At 62.9% G+C, this 20381-nt stretch carries 19 protein-coding genes; 12 read left to right on the top strand and 7 right to left on the bottom strand.

Annotation, left to right across the window (positions count from 1 at the left end; genetic code table 11):
• The first annotated feature begins 135 nt into the window (after window positions 1-135).
• From NKJ67_RS01820 to NKJ67_RS01855, 8 genes are all read left to right on the top strand, one after another.
• A complete protein-coding gene (locus NKJ67_RS01820) occupies window positions 136-951 on the top strand; it encodes an ABC transporter ATP-binding protein (protein ID WP_352580232.1) in 816 nt (271 codons plus the stop codon).
• A 54-nt stretch (window positions 952-1005) separates the two neighbouring features.
• Complete coding sequence (locus NKJ67_RS01825; RefSeq protein ID WP_023811511.1) at window positions 1006-1806, top strand: transporter substrate-binding domain-containing protein; 801 nt, start codon at window positions 1006-1008, stop codon at window positions 1804-1806.
• A gap of 204 nt (window positions 1807-2010) precedes the next feature.
• Window positions 2011-2676 carry an ABC transporter permease gene (locus tag NKJ67_RS01830; RefSeq protein WP_164749059.1) on the top strand — a complete coding sequence of 222 codons (666 nt, stop codon included), beginning with the start codon at window positions 2011-2013 and terminating at the stop codon, window positions 2674-2676.
• The gene (locus tag NKJ67_RS01835; protein ID WP_027039831.1) at window positions 2676-3485 is read left to right on the top strand and encodes an ABC transporter permease; all 810 of its coding nucleotides are present in this window, start codon (window positions 2676-2678) and stop codon (window positions 3483-3485) included. The genes NKJ67_RS01830 and NKJ67_RS01835 overlap by 1 nt, the downstream gene beginning before the upstream one ends.
• A gap of 116 nt (window positions 3486-3601) precedes the next feature.
• A complete protein-coding gene (locus tag NKJ67_RS01840) occupies window positions 3602-4603 on the top strand; it encodes an Ldh family oxidoreductase (RefSeq protein WP_352580234.1) in 1002 nt (333 codons plus the stop codon).
• A 240-nt stretch (window positions 4604-4843) separates the two neighbouring features.
• Window positions 4844-5125: a hypothetical protein gene (locus NKJ67_RS01845; protein ID WP_127270320.1), complete on the top strand. Its 282-nt coding sequence runs from the start codon at window positions 4844-4846 to the stop codon at window positions 5123-5125.
• A 196-nt stretch (window positions 5126-5321) separates the two neighbouring features.
• Window positions 5322-5774 carry a DoxX family protein gene (locus tag NKJ67_RS01850; protein WP_127270318.1) on the top strand — a complete coding sequence of 151 codons (453 nt, stop codon included), beginning with the start codon at window positions 5322-5324 and terminating at the stop codon, window positions 5772-5774.
• A gap of 93 nt (window positions 5775-5867) precedes the next feature.
• Window positions 5868-6845, top strand: coding sequence for a complex I NDUFA9 subunit family protein (locus tag NKJ67_RS01855; protein WP_127270317.1), 978 nt, complete (start codon window positions 5868-5870; stop codon window positions 6843-6845).
• 27 nt (window positions 6846-6872) lie between these two features.
• Here NKJ67_RS01855 and NKJ67_RS01860 read toward each other — a convergent pair whose 3' ends face one another.
• Window positions 6873-8246 (bottom strand): cytochrome P450, encoded by a 1374-nt coding sequence (locus NKJ67_RS01860; protein ID WP_352580235.1) that lies wholly within the window; start codon window positions 8244-8246, stop codon window positions 6873-6875.
• Between the two features lie 205 nt (window positions 8247-8451).
• On the opposite strand from NKJ67_RS01860, the gene NKJ67_RS01865 reads away from it, so the two are divergent.
• From NKJ67_RS01865 to NKJ67_RS01880, 4 genes are all read left to right on the top strand, one after another.
• On the top strand, window positions 8452-9021 hold the full coding sequence (locus NKJ67_RS01865; RefSeq protein ID WP_352580236.1) for an NADPH-dependent FMN reductase: 570 nt from the start codon (window positions 8452-8454) through the stop codon (window positions 9019-9021).
• Window positions 9022-9144: 123 nt separating this feature from the next.
• Window positions 9145-11730: a caspase family protein gene (locus tag NKJ67_RS01870; RefSeq protein ID WP_352580238.1), complete on the top strand. Its 2586-nt coding sequence runs from the start codon at window positions 9145-9147 to the stop codon at window positions 11728-11730.
• Window positions 11731-11891: 161 nt separating this feature from the next.
• Entirely contained in the window at window positions 11892-14363 is a 2472-nt protein-coding gene (gene gyrB / locus NKJ67_RS01875) for a DNA topoisomerase (ATP-hydrolyzing) subunit B (protein ID WP_352580239.1), read from the top strand.
• A 232-nt stretch (window positions 14364-14595) separates the two neighbouring features.
• Window positions 14596-15513: a hypothetical protein gene (locus tag NKJ67_RS01880; RefSeq protein ID WP_256746664.1), complete on the top strand. Its 918-nt coding sequence runs from the start codon at window positions 14596-14598 to the stop codon at window positions 15511-15513.
• A gap of 77 nt (window positions 15514-15590) precedes the next feature.
• On the opposite strand, the gene NKJ67_RS01885 is transcribed toward NKJ67_RS01880, so the two are convergent.
• The 6 genes from NKJ67_RS01885 to NKJ67_RS01910 form a co-directional block, all read right to left on the bottom strand.
• Entirely contained in the window at window positions 15591-16988 is a 1398-nt protein-coding gene (locus NKJ67_RS01885) for an NAD(P)(+) transhydrogenase (Re/Si-specific) subunit beta (protein ID WP_127267393.1), read from the bottom strand.
• 6 nt (window positions 16989-16994) lie between these two features.
• A complete protein-coding gene (locus tag NKJ67_RS01890; protein WP_502905163.1) occupies window positions 16995-17420 on the bottom strand; it encodes an NAD(P) transhydrogenase subunit alpha part 2 in 426 nt (141 codons plus the stop codon).
• Entirely contained in the window at window positions 17420-18703 is a 1284-nt protein-coding gene (locus tag NKJ67_RS01895; RefSeq protein ID WP_352580241.1) for a Re/Si-specific NAD(P)(+) transhydrogenase subunit alpha, read from the bottom strand. The genes NKJ67_RS01890 and NKJ67_RS01895 overlap by 1 nt, the downstream gene beginning before the upstream one ends.
• 84 nt (window positions 18704-18787) lie before the next feature.
• On the bottom strand, window positions 18788-19012 hold the full coding sequence (locus NKJ67_RS01900; protein WP_127267396.1) for an aa3-type cytochrome c oxidase subunit IV: 225 nt from the start codon (window positions 19010-19012) through the stop codon (window positions 18788-18790).
• 210 nt (window positions 19013-19222) lie between these two features.
• Complete coding sequence (locus tag NKJ67_RS01905) at window positions 19223-19372, bottom strand: DUF3096 domain-containing protein (protein WP_013528205.1); 150 nt, start codon at window positions 19370-19372, stop codon at window positions 19223-19225.
• Window positions 19373-19491: 119 nt separating this feature from the next.
• Window positions 19492-20271 (bottom strand): N-acyl amino acid synthase FeeM domain-containing protein, encoded by a 780-nt coding sequence (locus NKJ67_RS01910; protein ID WP_352580242.1) that lies wholly within the window; start codon window positions 20269-20271, stop codon window positions 19492-19494.
• Between the last annotated feature and the right edge of the window lie 110 nt (window positions 20272-20381).

Consider the following 20381-nt stretch of genomic DNA (forward strand, 5'->3'; position numbering starts at 1 on the left):
TGCCGTAATAAGCAGGATTGACGGGCTCGCGCCGTTGGGTCCATGCTGAAGTCTGGAGCGGGGCAGTACAGCGTATATGTTGATTAGCCGGATAGACGTTCGACGAACCGCCACCGACCCTGTAGAGGTCACCCAGTGAGCGTGGTGGAAGCTGCCACAGTCCAATCCGGCAAGGCGCATGACGGCGCCGCCGAAGCCATCCACGTCGAAAACCTGCACAAGAAGTTCAGTGAGCTGCATGTGCTGAAGGGCGTCTCGCTGTCGGCGCGCGACGGCGAGGTCATCGCCATCATCGGCGGCTCGGGCTCCGGCAAATCCACCCTGCTGCGCTGCATCAACTGCCTGGAAAACCCGACCAGCGGCATCATTCGCGTCAATGGCGAGGAGATCAAGCTCAAGGCCGACAGCCACGGCCACACCATTCCGGCCGACCGCAAGCAGATCGAGCGCATCCGCTCCAAGCTCGGCATGGTGTTCCAGAACTTCAACCTGTGGAGCCACATGACGCTGATCGAAAACGTCATCGAAGTTCCCGTACATGTGCTTGGCGTCAAGCGCGATGTGGCGATCGGCGAGGCCGAGAAACTGCTCGCCCGTGTCGGTCTGGCCGAAAAGCGCGACGTCTATCCGGCCTATCTGTCGGGCGGCCAGCAGCAGCGCGCGGCGATCGCCCGTGCGCTGGCCATCAATCCGCGCGTCATGCTGTTCGACGAGCCCACCTCCGCACTCGATCCCGAGCTGGTCGGTGAAGTGCTGAAGGTGATCGGCGACCTGGCGCGCGAAGGCCGCACCATGGTGCTGGTCACCCACGAGATGAAGTTCGCCCGCGAGGTCGCGACGCATGTCGTCTATCTCTACAATGGATTGGTCGAGGAAGAAGGCCCGCCCGAGCAGATCTTCGGCGCGCCCAAATCCGAAAGGCTGAAGCAGTTCATCCGCAACATCGGCTAGAACAGGCCGGGACGGAAGAAAACCGGGAACCAACAACAAACTGGGAGTTATGAAATGAAGACCGTTCTGAAGACATTTGCCGCAGCGCTGCTGCTCGGCGTCGCAGCCATGGGCGTGGCCAAGGCCGATCCCGTCAAGATCGGCGTCGCCGCCGAGCCTTATCCGCCCTTCACCTCGCCCGATGCTTCGGGCAAGTGGGTTGGCTGGGAGATCGACTTCATCGATGCCGTCTGCGCCGAGGAGAAGCTCGATTGCGTCATTACCCCGGTCGCCTGGGACGGCATCATCCCGGCACTGACGACCAAGAAGATCGACCTCATCGTCTCCTCGATGTCGATCACCGCCGAGCGCGCGAAGACGATCGATTTCTCGGACAAGTACTATAACACGCCGACCGCGATCATCGGCCCGAAGGACCAGAAATTCGGCTCCGCCCCGGACGACCTCAAGGGCAAGATCGTCGGCGTGCAGGTTTCGACGGTGCACGCTGTCTACGCCAAGAAACATTTTGGCAGCACAGCCTCCGAGATCAAGGAATACCAGACCCAGGACGAAGCCAACAACGATCTTGCCGCCGGCCGCCTCGATGCGGTTCAGGCCGATTCCATCGCGCTTGGCGAGTTCCTGAAATCCGACCAGGGCAAGGCCTGCTGCGACCTGAAGGGCATGGTCGCTCCCGATGACGAAGTGCTCGGACCGGGCGTCGGCGCCGGCGTGCGCAAGGAAGACACCGAACTGAAGGGCAAAATCAACGCCGGCATCAAGGCGATCCGCGCCAACGGGAAGTATGACGAGATCTCGAAGAAATACTTCGATTTCGACATTTACGGCGGCGGCGGCGCGCAGTCGAACTGACGATCCTCGTATGAGCGGTGGGGTATGGCGTCAGCGCCGTGCCCCACCTGCCCGATCTTTCCCAGGCATGTTTGCCGCCGACGCAGCCGTCGGCGGTTGGCCAGCACTTCGGGGGCGACGCTGATCGACGCACTTCTTTCGGCCTCCGCGGCCGGCATCACCGAGCTTCTCTCGCCCTACCCGCCAGGCTGGGGCGGGACGCTTCTGGTCGGGCTGCTGCACTCCATCGAGATCGCGCTGGGCGCCACGTGCCTCGGCCTTCTGATCGGCACCGGCGGCGCCTATGGCAAGCTTTATGGCGGGCCGGTGGTGCGCGATCTCCTGGCGGTCTACACCACCATCGTGCGGGCTGTGCCCGAACTGGTGCTGATCCTGCTGCTCTATTACGCCGGAACCGACCTGATCAATCAGGCGCTGACGGCCATGGGCTATCAGCGCGTCGACGTGAGCGGCCTTGCCGCCGGCATCGCCGTGCTCGGCTTCGTCCAGGGCGCCTATTCGACAGAGGTGATACGCGGCGCGATCCTGGCCATTCCGCAGGGCCAGATCGAGGCCGCCCGCGCCTATGGAATGTCTCCGGGCCTGCTGTTGCGGCGCATCACCTTGCCGTCAATGCTGCCCTTCGCCATACCGGGCCTCGCCAATCTCTGGCTGATCGCCACCAAGGATACCGCGCTATTGGCGGTCGTCGGCTTCTACGAACTGGCGCTGGCGACGCGGCAGGCGGCGGGTGTCACCAAAGCCTATTTCACCTTCTTTTTCGCGGCGGGCGTGCTCTATCTGCTTTTGTCGCTGTTCTCCAACCTCGTCATCGGCCGGGTCGAGACCTGGTCGCGGCGCGGCATGCCTTCGCTCAAGGAGGCGCGCTGATGGCCAACGAGGCTGCCATCATCAACGTCGTCGCGCGAACATCGCTGTGGCTGCAGCCGCACCGCATCGTGCTGATCCTGATCGCACTGGGCCTTGTTTTGTCGGCTGCCTTTTTCATGCGCTGGGACTGGCTGCCGCAATATTATGAAATGGGCTTGATCGGCATCTGGCGGTCGCTGTGGATCCTGGCCGTCACCTGCGTGCTGGGCTTTCTGCTCGCCGTGCCGCTCGGGCTGGCGCAAGCCGCCGGCTCATTCTGGTTCGCCGCGCCTGCCAAGGTGTTCTGCACGGTGATCCGGGGCACGCCGCTGCTGATCCAGCTCTGGCTGCTCTATTACGGCCTGGGTTCGCTGTTCCCGCAATATCCGTGGATCCGCGAATCCTGGATGTGGCCATATCTCAGGCAAGCCTGGCCCTATGGCGTGCTGGCGTTGACCCTGTCTTTCGCCGGCTATGAGGGCGAGGTGATGCGTGGCGCCTTTGCCGGTGTGCCCAAGGGACAACTGGAGGCGGCGCGTGCCTTCGGCATGAGCCGCTGGAAGGCATTCCGGCGGATCTGGCTGCCGCAGGCCATCTACCGGGCGCTGCCGACGCTGACCGGCGAGACCGTGCTGCAGTTGAAATCGACGCCGCTGGTGGCAACGATCAGTGTCATCGACATCTTCGCCGTTTCGTCCAAGGTGCGGCAGGACACCTACCTCACCTATGAGCCCCTGCTGCTGCTGGCGCTGATTTACATGACGATCACCGGTATTCTGGTCTTCGCCTTCAGCAGGATAGAGGCCAGGATCCCCAACAAGATTGGCTAGAGGGGAGTAGGGGAGTAGCCAGCCACTATTCACGTTCACAATTCCATCCCCATTCGCTATTCACTGCTCACCATTCCCCTATTCCCCTATTCCCTTACTCCCCTAGGATTGCCATCATGCAACTCAGTCTCGACCAGGCAAAAGGACTGTGCCGGATGGCGGCACTTGGCGCTGGCGCCAATGAGGAAGCGGCACAATCGCTCACTGCTTCGATCATATCAGCCGAGGCCGAAGGGCTTTCCTCGGTCGGTCTGTCGCATTTCATCGACTATCTCGAGGCGCTGGAAGCCGGACGCATCGACGGCAATGCCGACCCGGTGATCACCCGGCCGGCGCTTGCGGTCTATCTCTCCGATGCACGCCGGGGGCTGGCGCATACCGGCTTCGACCGCACTATCGACGACCTCGCCAAGGCGGCAAAGCTGTTCGGCGTCGCCATCTTCTCGCAGAAGAACGCCTATACATGCGGCGCGCTCGGCTATTTCACCGGAAGGCTGGCAACACTCGGGCTGGTGTCGTTCGCCGCCACCAACGGCCCGGCCGTACTTGCCGGCTCGGGCTCGGTCAAGCCAGTCTACTGCACCAACCCGATGTCGTTTGCCGCCCCCGCCGCCGACGGGGCGCCGCTGGTCATCGACCAGTCGTCGAGCGCCACCGCTTTCGTCAACATCCGCAAAGCGGCCGAGGAGGGCAAGACGATCCCTGAAGGCTGGGCGCTGGACGCCAGCGGCAACCCGACCACCGATCCCGCCGCCGCCATGAAGGGCGCAATGCTCGCCTTCGGCGGCCAGCGCGGCGCCAACATCGCGCTGATGGTCGAGGTGCTGGCGGCGGGCCTGTCGGGCGCCAACTGGTCGCTCGACGCGCCATGGTTCAGCGGCGGGCCGGACAGCCCCGGCACGGGACTATTCGTGCTTGCTATCGAACCCAAGCTGCTCGATCCGGATTTCGAGCAGCGGATGAAGGACCAGCTCGACCGGCTGCGGCGGCGCTTCGGTGTGCATGTGCCCGGTCGTGCCCGCGCAGAGGCCGCCGAGAATGCGCAAGCGCGGGGCATCACGGCATCCAAGGCGGTGGTGCAGCGCATTTCCGAATTCGCCGCACGCTATTCTTCCTGAATAGTTTTTTATATCAAATAGTTATCTGAAATCTGCCCGCCGCAGGCGCGGCGCGGTGCGATTTTCTTTGCGCGCTGCTGAACCTTTCCGCGCCTTGCTGCGACCCAGCTTTGTCCAGGGCAAGGCGAGCTTGCCCGATCCACACCGGGGGAAGCAGCAAACCGAAATCGAAAGCCTGCATCACGCGAAGGCCGGTCCTTCGCGCCTCGGAAACCTCAACCCAAATCAAAGGAAATTGTCATGACCAACACCAAGATCACCATGCTGACCGCCGTCCTTCTGCTCGGCTCGTTCATGGGTGCCACACAGGCAGCCACCCTGAAGGCCGCGCCGGCCAAGCCGACCAGCCCGGGTGTCATCGCCGCCCCGAGCGGCGGCGCCACCGAAGACCATTACTGCAAGAACGGCCATGCAAAATTCGCCAATTGCAGCGCCGATTTCGTCGCCGCCTGCAAGAAGGTTGGTGGCACCATGTCGGATGTTCAGGGCTGGGGTGGGCGTACTTGCTTCACGCCCTCCTGATACCGTCTCAGGTCAGGCCGCTCCGTCGGCCCCTGACTTCGCATGGATGTCACCCGGAAAACCCCGCTTCGGCGGGGTTTTCTGCGTTTTGACGCACAATGAATAAAACATTCTTGTTTTGGTCAACTTTTGTTTATTTGACTTCGGCCGACCCGACCGGCCGTTTGCGCTGATTGAGCAAAACAGAGGAGCTATAATGTCGGCAAGCACGGACAACCCCCGCAACGCCCTTGTCATCCCGGTCCTTGGCAGGTTTTACGCGGCTCTGCACGATGGTGCCGAAACCGTTCTTCGCGTCGTCGCCGGCGGGTTTTTCGCCATCCATGGTTCGCAGAAGATCACCAATCCTTTCGGCGCTGCCGAGATGGTCGAGGGTCTCGGTTTCTATCCGGGCGCGTTGTGGTCGTTGCTTCTGGCCTGCACTGAATTCTTCGGCGGCATCTTCATTGCCATCGGGTTTTTGACGCGGCCGGCCGCCTTTGCCGGCCTGTTCGTGCTGCTGGTCACGGTCTGGTTCCACTGGGTCACGATGGACCAAGGCTATTCGGGCGCGGAAAAGTCGCTGCTTTGGGCGGCGATCCTGCTCTTCTTCGTCATTCGCGGCGGCAACCGCCATTCGGTCGACGCCCGTATGGGCAAAGCGTTCTGACAGGCTGATAGCGACGACGCGTCGCCCTTTGCCTTTGGCACGAAACGGATTATGAAACGGCTTCAGCCAAGCTTGCGAGCGCCGGAGCCAGCCATGACCGAAATCCTGCAGACCCCAAAGCTCGTCGTCGTCTTTGGCGGGTCAGGCTTTGTCGGCCGCCATGTCGTGCGCGCGTTGGCCAAGCGCGGCTATCGCATCCGGGTCGCCTGCCGGCGGCCCGATCTTGCCGGCCATTTGCAGCCGCTTGGCAATGTCGGCCAGATCCAGCCGGTGCAGGCCAATGTGCGCGTGCGCTGGTCGGTAGACCGCGCCGTGCAGGGCGCCGACCACGTCGTCAATCTGGTCGCCATCCTGCATGAGAGCGGCCGGCAGAAATTCTCCGCCGTGCACGAGTTCGGCGCCCGCGCAGTGGCCGAGGCCGCACGCTCGGTCGGCGCCGGCCTGACCCACATTTCTGCGCTTGGCGCCGATCTGGACTCCGAATCAGACTACGCGCGCACCAAGGCGCTTGGCGAAAAGGCTGTGCTGGAGACGATCAAGGACGCCGTGATCTTCCGGCCGTCGATCAATTTCGGACCCGAAGACGGCTTCTTCAACCGCTTCGCCAACATGGCGCGCTATTCGCCGGTGCTGCCGCTGATCGGCGGCGGCCAGACCAAGTTCCAGCCGGTCTATGTCGGCGACGTGGCCGAAGCGGTGGCGCGCTCGGTCGACGGCAAGGTGGATGGCGGCCAGATCTATGAACTTGGTGGACCGAAGGTGCTCACCTTCAAGCAGTGCATGGAAGAGCTGCTCGACGTGATCGAGCGCAAGCGGCTGCTGGTGCCGGTGCCGTGGTGGGTGGCCAACATCCAGGCCTCGATCCTCGGTCTGTTGCCCAATCCGCTGCTGACCAAGGACCAGGTGACGCAGTTGCGCGAGCACAACATCGTTTCGGACGCCGCCAACAAGACCAACAGGACGCTTGCAGGGCTCGGCATCCAGCCGCAATCGATCGCGACGATCCTGCCGAGCTATCTCTGGCGCTACCGCGCCGCCGGCCAGTTCCAGCAACGCAAGCCTGCTGCTTGATTTATCACAACCGTCTGAAGCTGTGTCTCATGCCTGTCGCGGCGTGACCCGCATCGGCAGACCGCCTTGCGGCTGCGTGGTCAGTTTCTGTACCGGCCAGGGTTTGGTTTCGGCTGTCGTGTCGAAGCGGAAGCGCGACAGCATGATCGCCAGCGCGATGATCGCCTCCTGCATGGCGAAGCTGGCGCCGATGCAGACGCGCGGACCCGCGCCAAACGGCAGATACTGGAAGCGGTCGATCTTTTCGCGATTTCCCGGATGGAAGCGCTCCGGCAGGAAGGCATCCGGCCGGTCCCACAGTTTCCTGTGGCGATGCACGACCCAGGGCATCACCAGCACCGCGGCGTGCTTGGGGATATGAAGATCCTTCCACATTTCCGGTTCGATCGGCTCGCGGTTGATCGACGGCGCCGGCGGATACAGCCTGAGCGCTTCGTCGAAAGCCGCACGCGTGAACGGCATGGCATCGAGCCATTTCGTCGGATCGGGCTCGCGCGCCAACACCTGGTCGATCTCCTGCTCGACCCGGTCGCGCTCCCACGGTGATTCAGCCAGGCAATACAGTGTCCAGCCCAGCGCACGCGCCGTCGTCTCATGGCCGGCGCCGATGAAGGTGATGATGTTGTCCTCGACCTCGGCCCGCGTCAGCCCGTCGGGTCCCTCGGCCTTGAGCAGCAGCGTCAGGAAATCCTGCGGCACGGCATCGGGGTCGCGCTTGAATTTCGCTTCGCGCATCTTGACCGTATCGGTGACGATCTTGCGGAAATAGGCCATGGTCTTGCGGCCGCGGATACGGGTCAGCCTCGGCAGCCAGTCGGGCGCGCGCAACAGATCGAGCGGATCGACGCGACCCATGGTCTCGAACAGGCGGTCGATCTCGTTGGCGAAACTGCCGGGCTCGCCTGATATCTCGCCGGAAAACAGCGTCTCGGCCAGGATGTCGTAGGTGAGCAGCGTCATGTCATGGGCGATGTCGGACGTGCCGCCGTCTTCGTAGCGGGCGACGAAGTCCAGCGTGCGTCTCAGCATCGGCTGGGCGAAGCCGAAGATGTGGCGCGGCGTGAACACCGGCGCCATCGCCTTGCGCGACCGCTTCCAGACCTCGCCCTCGGCGGTCAGCAGGCCATCGCGCAGGATCGGCCGCAGGATCTTCTGACGCACCGTCGCCATCTTGTAGTTCCTGGCGTTGTCGACCAGCACATGGCGGATCAGGCCGGGATCATTGGCGACGATCAGATGTCCACCAACACCATTGGCCGAGATCCACGGCTCGTTGTAGGTGTGCTCACCCCACAATTCGAGCGGGTTGCGGTAGACGATGCGGATCATCTCCAGCGTCGAGGGCGGCGTGGTGCGCGGCTTCGGCGCCGGGGGAATGAAGGGGGCGGGCTGGATGTCCATGGGCTGCTCCGCTGATACCCCAATGTAGTGGCTTGCAATGCGGGCGTCCATGTGACCGAACGGCAGGCGCAAATATGCAGCCCGAGGCGTCACGGCAGGCGATCCGTTCAGCCGATTGTGACCGCCTCCATGGCGGTGCCGCCTTGTCCGCGGCCGTGCCCTGCCGTAGGTCACCAACAGATACCGCCAGACCTAGGAGCCCGCCTTGAAGCACCAGTTGAACATCATCATCGGCAGCACGCGACCAGGCCGCGCCGGACCGGTTTTTGCCGAGTGGCTGGACACGTTCGCGCGCGAGCATGGAAAATTCGAGCCGGTACTGACCGACATCGATACGTTCAAGCTTCCGGTGCTGGACGAACCGCACCATCCAAGGCTCGGCAATTACAAGAACGACCATACCAAGGCCTGGTCGAAAGCGATCGATGCCGCCGACGCCTTCGTCTTCGTGGCGCCGGAATACAATTATTTCGTGGCGCCGGCGATCGTCAACGCGGTCGATTATCTCTCGCGTGAATGGAAGTACAAGCCTGCAGCCAATTTCAGCTATGGCGGCGTCTCCGGCGGCCTGCGCGCGGCGCAAGCGCTGAAGCCGTTGCTGACATCGGTCGGCGTCATGCCGATCTCGGAAGGCGTCGCGCTGCCGATGTACCAGAAACTGCTCGATGAGAACGGCGCTTTCAACGCCAGCGAACAGGTGCAGGGCGGAGCCAAAACCATGCTCGACGAGCTGTTGCGCTGGAGCGAGGCTTTGAAGCCTATGCGGGTTGCCTGAAAACGCTGGTCTTCCGCAAAAAGCCCGGCTTGCTCATGGCATAAAGAGGTGGAATGTTTGCGCAAATGGACAAGCCGGGGGCGGTTCGACTTGCGCTTGCTTTTTGCCTTGCTGCTGATGCTCATGAGCACCGCCGCCGCGGTGGCTGAGCGACGCGTGGCTTTGATCATAGCCGAGGACGGCTACCGCCTGGTTCGGCCGCTCGCCAATCCGGTCCATGACGGCGAGGCGATGGCAGCGGCGCTGAAGAAGCTCGGCTTCGAGGTCATCCTCGAAACCAATCGTGACCTGCGGCGAATGCGCCGCGCGCTCGACGATTTTCGCCTGGATGCCAAAGGCGCCGACGTGGCGCTGGTCTACTTCTCCGGCCACGGCGTGGAAATCTCGGGCGACAACCGGCTGCTCCCGATCGATGCCGACGCCTCCTCGCTCGATGCGCTGGAGAAGACCAGCCTGCCGCTGGAAGAGGTGCGCGACAGCGTGGCCGCCACGGCCAAGGTCGGCCTGATCATGCTCGACGCCTGCCGCAGCGATCCCTTCTCGGGAAGCAGCGGTGAAGGGCGCGGCGCGACATCGCTGGCAAAGGATGTCTCCGACAAGGTGAAGCCGGGTCTCGGCCGGATTGGCCGCGCCGAAAACATCCTGTTCGCCTTCTCCGCCGCACCGGGCGAGACGGCTGCCGACGGCACCGGCCAGAACTCGCCCTTCACGACAGCGCTGACCAAATATCTCGGCACCGACGGGCTCGAGATCCGCTCGGTGCTGACGCTGGTGCAGCAGGAGGTCTACGATTTGTCGCGGGGCAAACAGCTGCCTTACGTCGAGAGCGGCCTGCCGAAGCTGTTTTTTGCCGCGGCCGCCAAGCAACAATTGCCGGAGCGCGAGCGCCTGTTGCTTGCCATGGCCGACGTGACGCCGGAAATGCGCGGTGAGGTCGAGCAGGTCGCCAGCGATGCCGACATGCCGCTGGCGCCTCTCTACGGCGTGCTGATCAGCTCCGACGCCAGCCACCTTTCGGCGGACAGCCTGAATGCCCGGTTGCGCGAGGCGGCCGACGCCTTCGTCAAGGTGCGCGGCGAAATGAGGACGCTGGCCTCCGATGATCCGCAGGTGACGGAATTGCGCCGGCAGGCCGAGGAGCAGCTTTCGCTCGGCGCCTTCGATGGGGCTCGCGCCATCCTCGCAAAGGCCGCCGACATCGACAATGTTTCGCGCAACGCCTTGAAGGCCAACTTCGTCAACCGCACGCTGTCCGAGGCGGCGACGCGTTTCCTGTCGGGCGGTGCGGCGCGTGCCGACCTCGACTATGCCACGGCCATCAAGGACTATGAATCGGTGCTGGTCCTCTACGGCGAGGCCGGGCAAACCGATCTGACCCTGGACCAGGCCGACCGCCAGATCCGAACGCTGGACGAGCTCGGCAAGCTCTACACCCTTGTCGGCAACACCGATGCGGCAGGCCGCGCCTTTGCAGCGCTGGTGTCCAATCTCGAGCTGCGTTCGGCCCGGGAAACCGACCCGAGCGTCAAGCGCGATTTTGCCGTCAGCCACATCAAGCTCGGCAACATCAAGCTGGCGCAAGGAGACCTGCCGGAAGCGCTGGAAAACTATCGGACCGCCAGAACCATGCTCAGGGATTTGACCGCTGCCGAACCCGATCGGCTGTCATGGTTCAGCGACTTCGCCATGGCCGACGACAAGATCGGCAATGTGCTTGTGACGCAAGGCGATCTGGCTGGGGCCTCGCAGATCTACCAGGAAGGCTTGTCGGTCAAGAAGCAGCTTGCCGACAACGAACCGGAGCGCGCCGAGCTGCAGCGTGACCTGACCATCAGCTATGACGAGATCGGCGGCCTTGCCCGGGTCATGGGGCAACTGGACAACGCCCAGATGGCCTACGAGGAGAGCCTGAGGATCCGATTGGCATTGGCCGAAAAGAAGCCGCAGGATGCCGAACGGCAGCGCGATGTGTCGGTCAGCCATGATACGATCGGCGACCTCAAGCGCGAGCGCGGCGATGCGGCGGGCGCACTCGCGTCCTATAAAGCGGGCCATGCGATCGTCGAACAATTAGTGGGCCGCGACCCCGACAACAGTGAGTTGAAGCGCGACCTGTCTGTCGGCAACGCAAAGATCGGCAATGCGCTGAGCGATCAAGAGGAATGGCCGGCAGCCCTCGCCGCCTATAGGCAAGCCCTCTCGATAGCCCGCGTGCTGGCGGCCAGTGACCCTGCCAACGCCGACTGGCAACGCGACCTCTCGGTCAGCCTGGAGAAGGTCGCCGGCATTCTGGCGATACAGGGCGACCGCGCCGGAGCACTCAAGGCTTATACAGACAGTTTCGCTATCGCCGACCGGCTGGCCAAGCTCGACCCTGCCAATGCCGACTGGCAACGCGACCTGTCGATCACCCTGTCCGAGATCGGCATGCTCAAGGCCAAGCAGCGCGACGTCAACGGCGCGCGGCAGGCTTTCCAGGACAGTCTCGACATCCGCCAGAAGCTCGCTCGGTCCGACCCAAACAACGCCACCTGGCAGCGCGACCTGGTGGTTGCCATGATCGACTACGCTCAGGTCGCCAAGAACCCCAAGACGGTGCTTTCGCAGGCGCTGGACATGACGCTGGAGCTCGACCGCAGCGGGCGGCTGGCGCCGCGATACAAGTTCATGATCAAGTTTCTCAGGGACCGGCTGGCCAAAGTGAAATAGGGCCTGACGGGAGGCTGTCATGGACAGCCGGCTCATTCCCCGTGAAATGCCTGCAAACCTTGGAAAAACCGCCTTTTGCGCCTATATCTAGTGCATATCAGAGGCGCGATTCGGAGCGGGTTTTTCGCGCCGTGCAAGCGGCATCCAGACAACAGGTTTTCATGAGCGATCAGATCGACAACAACAACGGTGCTGAAGCCGAATACGGCGCCGATTCCATCAAGGTTTTGAAGGGGTTGGATGCTGTCCGCAAACGCCCCGGAATGTATATCGGCGATACCGACGACGGTTCGGGCCTGCATCACATGGTCTATGAAGTGGTCGACAACGCCATCGACGAGGCGCTGGCCGGTCACGCCGATCTCGTCACCGTGACGCTCAACCCCGATGGTTCGGTCACCGTGATCGACAATGGCCGCGGAATTCCTACCGATATCCACACCGGAGAAGGCATTTCGGCGGCCGAAGTGATCATGACGCAGCTGCATGCCGGCGGCAAGTTCGACCAGAATTCCTACAAGGTCTCGGGCGGCCTGCATGGCGTCGGCGTCTCGGTGGTCAACGCGCTGTCGGCATGGCTGAAGCTGAAAATCCGCCGCAACGGCCAGATCTTCGAGATGAGTTTCACGCATGGCAATGCCGACGCGCCGCTGAAGGCGACCGGCAGCTATGAGCAGGACAAGCAGCCGGGCACCTATGAGGGCCGCAGCGGCAGCCAGATCACCTTCTTCCCGTCGTCCGAGACCTTCACCATGGTCGAGTTCGACTTCGGCACGCTGGAACACCGGCTGCGCGAGCTTGCCTTCCTCAATTCCGGCGTGCGCATCATTTTGACCGATGCCCGTCATGCCGACGTCGTGCGCCATGAGCTGCACTATGATGGAGGCCTCGAGGAATTCGTCAAATATCTCGATCGGGTCAAGAAACCGCTGATCGACAAGCCGATCGCCATCCGGGCGGAGCGCGACGGGATCACCGTCGAAGTGGCGATGTGGTGGAACGACAGCTACCACGAGAACGTGCTGGCCTTCACCAACAACATCCCTCAGCGCGATGGCGGCACGCATCTGGCCGGCTTTCGCGGCGCGCTGACGCGCCAGATCACCGGCTATGGCGAATCCTCCGGCCTGACCAAGAAGGAAAAGGTCTCGCTGATCGGCGACGATTGCCGCGAAGGCCTGACGGCGGTGCTTTCAGTCAAGGTTCCAGATCCGAAATTCTCCTCGCAGACCAAGGACAAGCTGGTCTCGTCGGAAGTCCGTCCTGTCGTCGAAGGCCTGGTCAACGAAGCGCTCGGCACCTGGCTGGAAGAACATCCGAGCGAAGGCAAGGTGGTCGTCGACAAGGTGATCCAGGCCGCGGCGGCGCGTGAAGCGGCGCGCAAGGCGCGCGATATCACCCGCAAGAGCTCGCTCGGCGTCACTTCCCTGCCCGGCAAACTGGCCGACTGCCAGGAACGCGACCCGGCGAAGTCCGAAATCTTCATCGTCGAGGGTGACTCCGCCGGCGGCTCGGCCAAGGGTGGGCGTTCGCGCCAGAACCAGGCGATCCTGCCGTTGCGCGGCAAGATCCTCAATGTCGAGCGGGCGCGCTTCGACCGCATGCTCGGCTCCGACATGATCGGCACGCTGATCACGGCGCTCGGCACCTCGATCGGCAAGGACGAGTTCAACGCCGACAAGCTGCGCTACCACAAGATCATCCTGATGACCGACGCCGATGTCGACGGTGCCCATATCAGAACCTTGCTGCTGACCTTCTTCTTCCGGCAGATGCCGGAGCTGATCGAGCGCGGCCATCTCTATATCGCCCAGCCGCCGCTCTACAAAGTGACGCGCGGCAAGAGCTCGCAATACATCAAGGACGAGAGCGCGTTCGAAGAGTTCCTGATCGGCTCGGGACTGGAGGAAGCATCGCTTACGCTCGGCTCGGGCGAGGTTCGCATCGGGCAGGACCTGCGCGGAGCCATCGACGACGCACTGGCGGTGCGCCAGCTGATCAACGGCCTGCACACGCGCTACAACAGAGGCGTCGTCGAACAGGCGGCGATCGCCGGCGGGCTCAACCCGGACGTGTTCACCGATCTCGGCCGCGCCAACGCCATGGCGGAGCGGATTGCAAAACGCCTCGACATCATTGCCGAGGACACCGAGCGCGGCTGGACCGGCCGCATGTCGACCTCGAATGAAGGTGTCGGCGGCTATGTGTTCGAGCGCACGGTGCGCAGCGTCAAGGAATACGCGCATCTCGATCTGGCGCTGATCAATTCGGCCGACGCACGCCAGCTCGACCGCTACGCACAGCGCCTCAGCGAGGTCTACGGCTCGCCGCCGGTGCTGCGCCGCAAGGATGTCTCCGAAACTATCTCGGGGCCGCTGGCGATGCTCAATGCGGTCTTTGCAACCGGCCGCAAGGGCCTGACAATGCAGCGCTACAAGGGTCTCGGTGAGATGAATGCCGAACAGCTGTGGGAAACCACGCTCGATCCGAACGTGCGCTCGCTGCTGCAGGTCAAGGTCAATGACGCGACCGACGCGGATTCACTATTTTCGAGGCTGATGGGCGACGAGGTCGAACCCAGGCGCGAGTTCATCCAGGACAACGCGCTGTCGGTCGCCAATCTGGATATCTGATCCGGACGTTAAATTCTGAATTGGCGCGCTGCGGCGCGCCAATTGTTCCACCGGCGGCAACAAAATCATTTTACAACGCCCCGGAACGGAAGTCCCTGCGGGACATTGTGACAACATCGATCACAATTTCTTACAGGAGGCCTTCATGGGACGCGGCATTTTGCTCTGGTTGCTCGGTATTCCGATCCCGATCATCATTCTGATCATGCTGTTCGTACGGTAGGGGGCTTCCATGCAGTCCACCCTATCGGCTGTCGACGTTTCCACTTCAACAGAATCCTCCTCCACCGCCGTCAGTTGGGGACCGATCATCGCCGGTGCCTTCGCGGCTTCGACGTTGACCTTCATCCTCATGCTGCTCGGTTCGGGGCTGGGATTGACCATGGTGTCGCCATGGTCGGGATCCGGCGCATCTGTCACCACTTTCGCGGCGTCCACCGCCGTCTGGCTTGTCATCGTGCAATGGCTGTCCTCTGGTGTCGGAGGCTATCTTGCCGGGCGGCTGCGCACCAAATGGGTCGGCATCCACACCGATGAGGTCTATTTCCGGGACACCGCACACGGCTTTCTTGCCTGGGCGCTGGCCACCTTGCTCGTCGTCGGCGTGCTTGGCTCCGCCCTTTCCGCAGCAATCGGTTCAGGCGTGCAGGCGGTGTCCACCGTCGCGTCTGGCGCTGCCATGGGTGCATCGGCGGGGGCTTCGGCCAATGCCGGCAGCGCATCGGTCGACAATGCGACATCCTACCTTGTGGATTCGCTGTTCCGTCCGGCCGATCCGGGCAGGCTGGCTGCCGCCAATCCAGACAGCGATACCGCCGCGACCGGGCAGGCCTCGCGCATCCTGATCGCCGGTGCGGCGGCAGGCGAGGTTTCGGCAGACGACAAGACCTACCTGTCGCAACTCGTCGCCGCTCGCACCGGTCTTTCGGAAGCAGATGCCAAGGCGCGGGTGGATGCGATCATCGCCAGGGCTCAGGACGCCAAGGTCAAGGCGCAGCAGGCCGCCGACACTGCCAGGAAGGCCGGTGCGACATTTGCGCTCCTTGGTGCGCTGTCGCTGGCCATCGGCGCCTTCATCGCCAGTGCTGCCGCGGCCCTTGGGGGCAGGCAGCGCGACGATGAGGAAGCGGTTTTTCTCACCAGCCGCTGAAGCGGCTCAGCATTGAAAAGCAAAAGCCCGGCCTTGCGCCGGGCTTTTGTGTTTGGGTCAGTCGCGCCGTGGCGAAATCAGTGGTCCATCGCCTTGACGATTTCCTCGGTCATCTTCTTGGCGTCGCCGAGCAGCATCATGGTGCCGTCCTTGTAGAACAGCGTGTTGTCGATACCGGCATAGCCGGAGCCGAGCGAGCGCTTGACGAACAGGCAGGTGCGCGCCTTGTCGACGTCGAGGATCGGCATGCCGTAGATGGGCGACGACTTGTCGTCGCGCGCGGAAGGGTTGGTGACGTCGTTGGCGCCGATGACATAGGCGACATCGGCCTGCGCGAACTCCGAATTAATGTCCTCAAGCTCGAACACTTCGTCGTAGGGCACATTGGCTTCGGCGAGCAGCACGTTCATGTGGCCGGGCATGCGGCCGGCGACCGGGTGAATGGCGTACTTCACGTCGACGCCATTGGCCTTGAGCTTGTCGGCCATTTCGCGCAGTGCGTGCTGCGCCTGGGCAACCGCCATGCCGTAGCCCGGCACGATGATGACTTTCTGGGCGTTCATCATGAGGTAGGCGGCATCGTCGGCAGAACCCTGCTTGACCGTGCGTTCGATGCCGTCATCGGCGGCCGCTGCAGTCTCCCCACCGAAGCCGCCGAGAATGACCGAGATGAAGCTTCGGTTCATGCCTTTGCACATGATGTAGGACAAGATCGCGCCGGAGGAGCCGACCAGTGCACCGGTGATGATCAGCGCCAGATTGCCGAGCGTGAAGCCCAGCGCCGCCGCCGCCCAGCCCGAATAGGAGTTGAGCATCGAGACGACGACCGGCATGTCGGCGCCGCCGATCGGGATGATCAGCAGGATGCCGAGCACCAGCGAGGCCGCAACGATCAACCAGAAGACCAGTTTGGACTCGGTGGTGACCAGCAGCACGATCAGGACGACGAGCGCGATGGCAAGTGCTGCGTTGATGAAGTGGCGGCCGCCGATCATGATCGGCTTGCCGGACATGCGGCCGTCGAGCTTGAGGAAGGCGATGACCGAGCCGGTGAAGGTGATGGCGCCGATGGCGACGCCAAGGCTCATCTCGATCAGGGCCTGGGCATGGATGTCGCCATCCGTGCCGATGCCGAAGCTTTCCGGCGCATAGATGGCGGCGGCCGCCACCATGACGGCGGCGAGGCCGACCAGCGAGTGGAAGGCGGCGACCAGCTGCGGCATCGAAGTCATGGCGATGCGGCGCGCGGTGACGGCGCCGACGCTGCCGCCAATGGCCAGGCCGAGCACGATCAGGCCGAAGCGGCCGGCCGAGGGGGTTGCCAGCGCCAGCGTGGTGGCGATGGCGATGCCCATGCCGATCATGCCGTAGAGATTGCCCTGGCGACTGGTGGTCGGATGCGACAGGCCGCGCAGCGCCATGATGAACAGGACGCCGGAGACGAGATAGAGGAAGGACGCGAAGTTGGCGTTCATGGCGCTCTACTTGTCCTTCTTCTTGTACATGGCCAGCATGCGCTGGGTGACGAGGAAGCCGCCGAAGATGTTGACCGAAACCAGCATCAGCGCGACGAAGCCGAAGCCCGCGGCAACACCGGAGGCGGCGATGCCGACGGCAAGCAGCGCGCCGACGACGATGACCGAGGAGATGGCGTTGGTGACGGCCATCAGCGGCGTATGCAGTGCGGGGGTCACCGACCAGACGACGTAGTAGCCGACGAAGATCGCCAGGATGAAGATGGCGAAGCGGAAAACGAAGGGATCGATGGCGCCGCCGGAGAGCGCATGCGCGGCATCACCCGCCGCATCGGCACCACCAGGCGTGGTCGCCAGATTGTGCACCGCCAGCCGAACGGCGGCGGAGGCCTGGTCGAGCTGGTCGAGGGCTTTCTGCAAGGTCTGATCCATCACGCGATCCCCTTCGGCTTGGCAACGGGCGGCTTGGCAGCGGGCGACTTGGCAGCGGCCGGTTTCTTGGGCGCGGCTTTCTTCGGCGAAGCGTCGGCGACCATGGTCCTGGCCGGGATTGCGGCCGGCTCGACATGGGGCTGTTCCGCCGCCTTGGCAAAAGCCGGATGCACCACCTTGCCACCGTCGGTCAGCATCGTTGCCTTGACCAGATCGTCGTCGCGGTTGATGGCAAGCGTCTTGGTCGTCTTGTCGACCAGCGTCTCGAGAAAGGCGAAGAGGTTCCTGGCATAAAGCAGCGAGGCCGACGCCGCGATGCGGCCTGGCACATTGAGATGGCCGACGATTTTTACATTGTTGGCCGTGGTGACAACCTTGCCGGCTTCAGCGCCCTCGACATTACCGCCGCGCTCGACCGCCAGATCGACGAGCACCGAGCCCGGCTTCATCGAGGCGACCATGGAAGCCGACACCAGCTTGGGCGCCGGCCGGCCGGGGATCAGCGCCGTGGTGATGACGATGTCCTGCTTGGCGATATGCTCTGATGTGAGTGCCGCCTGCTTGGCCTGGTATTCCTTCGACATTTCCTTGGCGTAACCGCCGGCCGTTTCGGCGGCCTTGAACTCCTCGTCCTCTACGGCGAGGAACTTTGCGCCGAGCGAGGCGACCTGTTCCTTGGCGGCGGGGCGAACGTCGGTGGCGGTGACAACCGCACCAAGCCGGCGCGCCGTGGCAATGGCCTGCAGACCGGCGACGCCGACGCCCATGATGAAGACCTTCGCCGCCGGCACCGTGCCGGCCGCCGTCATCATCATCGGCAAGGCGCGGTCATATTCCGAAGCGCCGTCGATCACCGCCTGATAGCCGGCCAAATTGGCCTGCGAGGACAAAACGTCCATCGACTGCGCGCGCGTGATGCGCGGCATGAATTCCATCGAGAAGGCCGTCACCCCGGCTTTGGCCAGTGCCGCGACGGCGGCATCGTTGCCATAGGGGTCCATGATGGCGATCACAGCCGCGCCGGATTTGTAGCTCTTCAGTTCGGCTTCATCAGGCCGGCGAACTTTCAGCACGACATCGGCCTTGGCGACATCGGAGGCCTTGCCGATGGCAGCACCAGCCTTGGCAAACTCCTCGTCGGGGATGCGCGACCTTGTGCCGGCGCCGGTCTCGACGACAACGTCGAACCCCAATCCCGCCAGCCGTTTCACCGTATCGGGCGAGGCCGCGACGCGCGGCTCATTGGCATCGAGCTCACGAGGGATGAAAACCGTCTGTCCCACCGCATGATCCTTTCGGCCGGAAGCTATTTCCCGCAAGACGCCGGCCGGCCTCGCGGCGGCGCCGTGGACAAGGTGTCGGAAAATCTATCGGAGGATAAAGGCGCCGACGGCCATAATCAGCACGAACAGGATGGTCGCCGAGAAGAAGCCGCCCGCGAAGAAGCCGAAGGCCATCGCCAGAAGCAGGGCTCCGCAGAAAAGCGATCCGTATTTGGCCAGCGCGAGGAAGCCCGCATAGGTGCGGTCATGCTCGGCATAGTCCATCTTCGCGCCCAGTTCGACAGGACCGGTCGGCGAGTGATCAGCCATAGGAATACCCCTTCGAAGACATCTTTCAGGCACATAGCGAAAAGCCGGGCCGAGAGCAATGGCGCTATTGCCGCACAACAGCGGACAACTGCCTCAAGGAAAGGTTGAAGCCGGCTGCCAACGCGCGACGGAGTCCGATCGCTTGATTCTGATGCTTGATGCGGAAAGATGCTTCGAAGGCAGACGCTTGCGTGGCCTAAGCCGGCGCCCTCAGCCGGCTAGATGCGGAAATAGCCCGAGCAACCCGACGACGATCAGATAGAGCGCGACGATGTAGTTCAACAGCCTTGGCATGACCAGGATCAGCACGCCGGCGATCAGCGAGATAAGCGGGGTGAGCGCAAGTGTGGAAATGGTCATGACGGGTTCCTTTGGCATATCCGTGGATTCGGCGACCAATGGCGAGGACGACAAGGCGCCGAGCCATCAGAACGCGTATCCGGCCGGAAAGCTCCAGTGGTTCTGCGAAACGCCTAATCTCAGGCGGCTTCGCGAAAATATTTGGCAGTCGGCAGGATGGTCAGCGGCGCCAATTCTCCAGCACCAGGTGTCTCGAACAGCATACGCTGCTCCAGAGATGTGGATCGGAAAAATGGGAAGCGCGAGAACGACCGCTCGCGAATGGCAGCGACATTGGCGCGATAGAGCACGACCTTGTAGTTCAGGCCTGGATAGTCGCGCAGCTCGCCGATCTGCTCAGAACTGTAGATACGACGGTAGAAACCCGCATGTTCGGGCCGGATAGTCGAGAGACAGTAAGGTGCGTCGAAGTAGAAGCAGGCCATTCCGGCAAGGCGCAGCGTCAGGTAGGGGATCTGCGGATAGACCTTCGACCAGTCTGGGTCGGCAGCAAAGCGGCTCGGATCGGCAAAGTGCGCACCCGCAGCCAGCATCGGGCGCAGGATGTCGCCGTAGACAGTTGTAGACGGCGATTGTGGCGTGGCCCGGCAGGCATGATGAATGCGCACCGTGGAGACCAGGATGCCGTCAATATAGACGCCGAACTTGGAACAATTTTCAGCTTCGTCGAGCTCGTCATGCACAATATGTTCCGGGTTTTCCGACACCATATCATTCAAGCGATAGGATTTGTAGCGTAACCTATAGATGTCTTCGAGATCCTCCCCCTTGTCGCAGCGACGATATTCCGTCCGCTCAAGCATCGCTGAAACATTGCGGGCGAAACTCGACATGCTGTAGGGCGAATTTTCTTCACCCCCGCCCGCCACATGGCCAAGCGCTTCCAACTGCACATCCATACTCAAACCCTCGTAAGTTTCCGCCGCAGTTCAACCTACGACGGGACCCTGAGATGTAAAAGATGAAAATGGAGCACACGTCGTTTACCGATCATTAACGTTAACGATCC

Origin of the sequence: Mesorhizobium sp. M0088, from assembly GCF_040322895.1 — a bacterium.
Lineage (GTDB): Bacteria > Pseudomonadota > Alphaproteobacteria > Rhizobiales > Rhizobiaceae > Mesorhizobium.

What these genes read in the sequence shown, in the direction of transcription:
- NKJ67_RS01825 (WP_023811511.1), top strand. Translation starts at nt 1,006, where the DNA reads ATGAAGACCGTTCTGAAGACATTTGCCGCAGCGCTGCTGCTCGGCGTC.
- NKJ67_RS01835 (WP_027039831.1), top strand. Translation starts at nt 2,676, where the DNA reads ATGGCCAACGAGGCTGCCATCATCAACGTCGTCGCGCGAACATCGCTG.
- NKJ67_RS01840 (WP_352580234.1), top strand. Translation starts at nt 3,602, where the DNA reads ATGCAACTCAGTCTCGACCAGGCAAAAGGACTGTGCCGGATGGCGGCA.
- NKJ67_RS01845 (WP_127270320.1), top strand. Translation starts at nt 4,844, where the DNA reads ATGACCAACACCAAGATCACCATGCTGACCGCCGTCCTTCTGCTCGGC.
- NKJ67_RS01850 (WP_127270318.1), top strand. Translation starts at nt 5,322, where the DNA reads ATGTCGGCAAGCACGGACAACCCCCGCAACGCCCTTGTCATCCCGGTC.
- NKJ67_RS01855 (WP_127270317.1), top strand. Translation starts at nt 5,868, where the DNA reads ATGACCGAAATCCTGCAGACCCCAAAGCTCGTCGTCGTCTTTGGCGGG.
- NKJ67_RS01860 (WP_352580235.1), bottom strand. Translation starts at nt 8,246, where the DNA reads ATGGACATCCAGCCCGCCCCCTTCATTCCCCCGGCGCCGAAGCCGCGC.
- NKJ67_RS01870 (WP_352580238.1), top strand. Translation starts at nt 9,145, where the DNA reads ATGAGCACCGCCGCCGCGGTGGCTGAGCGACGCGTGGCTTTGATCATA.
- gyrB (WP_352580239.1), top strand. Translation starts at nt 11,892, where the DNA reads ATGAGCGATCAGATCGACAACAACAACGGTGCTGAAGCCGAATACGGC.
- NKJ67_RS01880 (WP_256746664.1), top strand. Translation starts at nt 14,596, where the DNA reads ATGCAGTCCACCCTATCGGCTGTCGACGTTTCCACTTCAACAGAATCC.
- NKJ67_RS01885 (WP_127267393.1), bottom strand. Translation starts at nt 16,988, where the DNA reads ATGAACGCCAACTTCGCGTCCTTCCTCTATCTCGTCTCCGGCGTCCTG.
- NKJ67_RS01890 (WP_502905163.1), bottom strand. Translation starts at nt 17,420, where the DNA reads ATGGATCAGACCTTGCAGAAAGCCCTCGACCAGCTCGACCAGGCCTCC.
- NKJ67_RS01900 (WP_127267396.1), bottom strand. Translation starts at nt 19,012, where the DNA reads ATGGCTGATCACTCGCCGACCGGTCCTGTCGAACTGGGCGCGAAGATG.
- NKJ67_RS01905 (WP_013528205.1), bottom strand. Translation starts at nt 19,372, where the DNA reads ATGACCATTTCCACACTTGCGCTCACCCCGCTTATCTCGCTGATCGCC.
- NKJ67_RS01910 (WP_352580242.1), bottom strand. Translation starts at nt 20,271, where the DNA reads ATGGATGTGCAGTTGGAAGCGCTTGGCCATGTGGCGGGCGGGGGTGAA.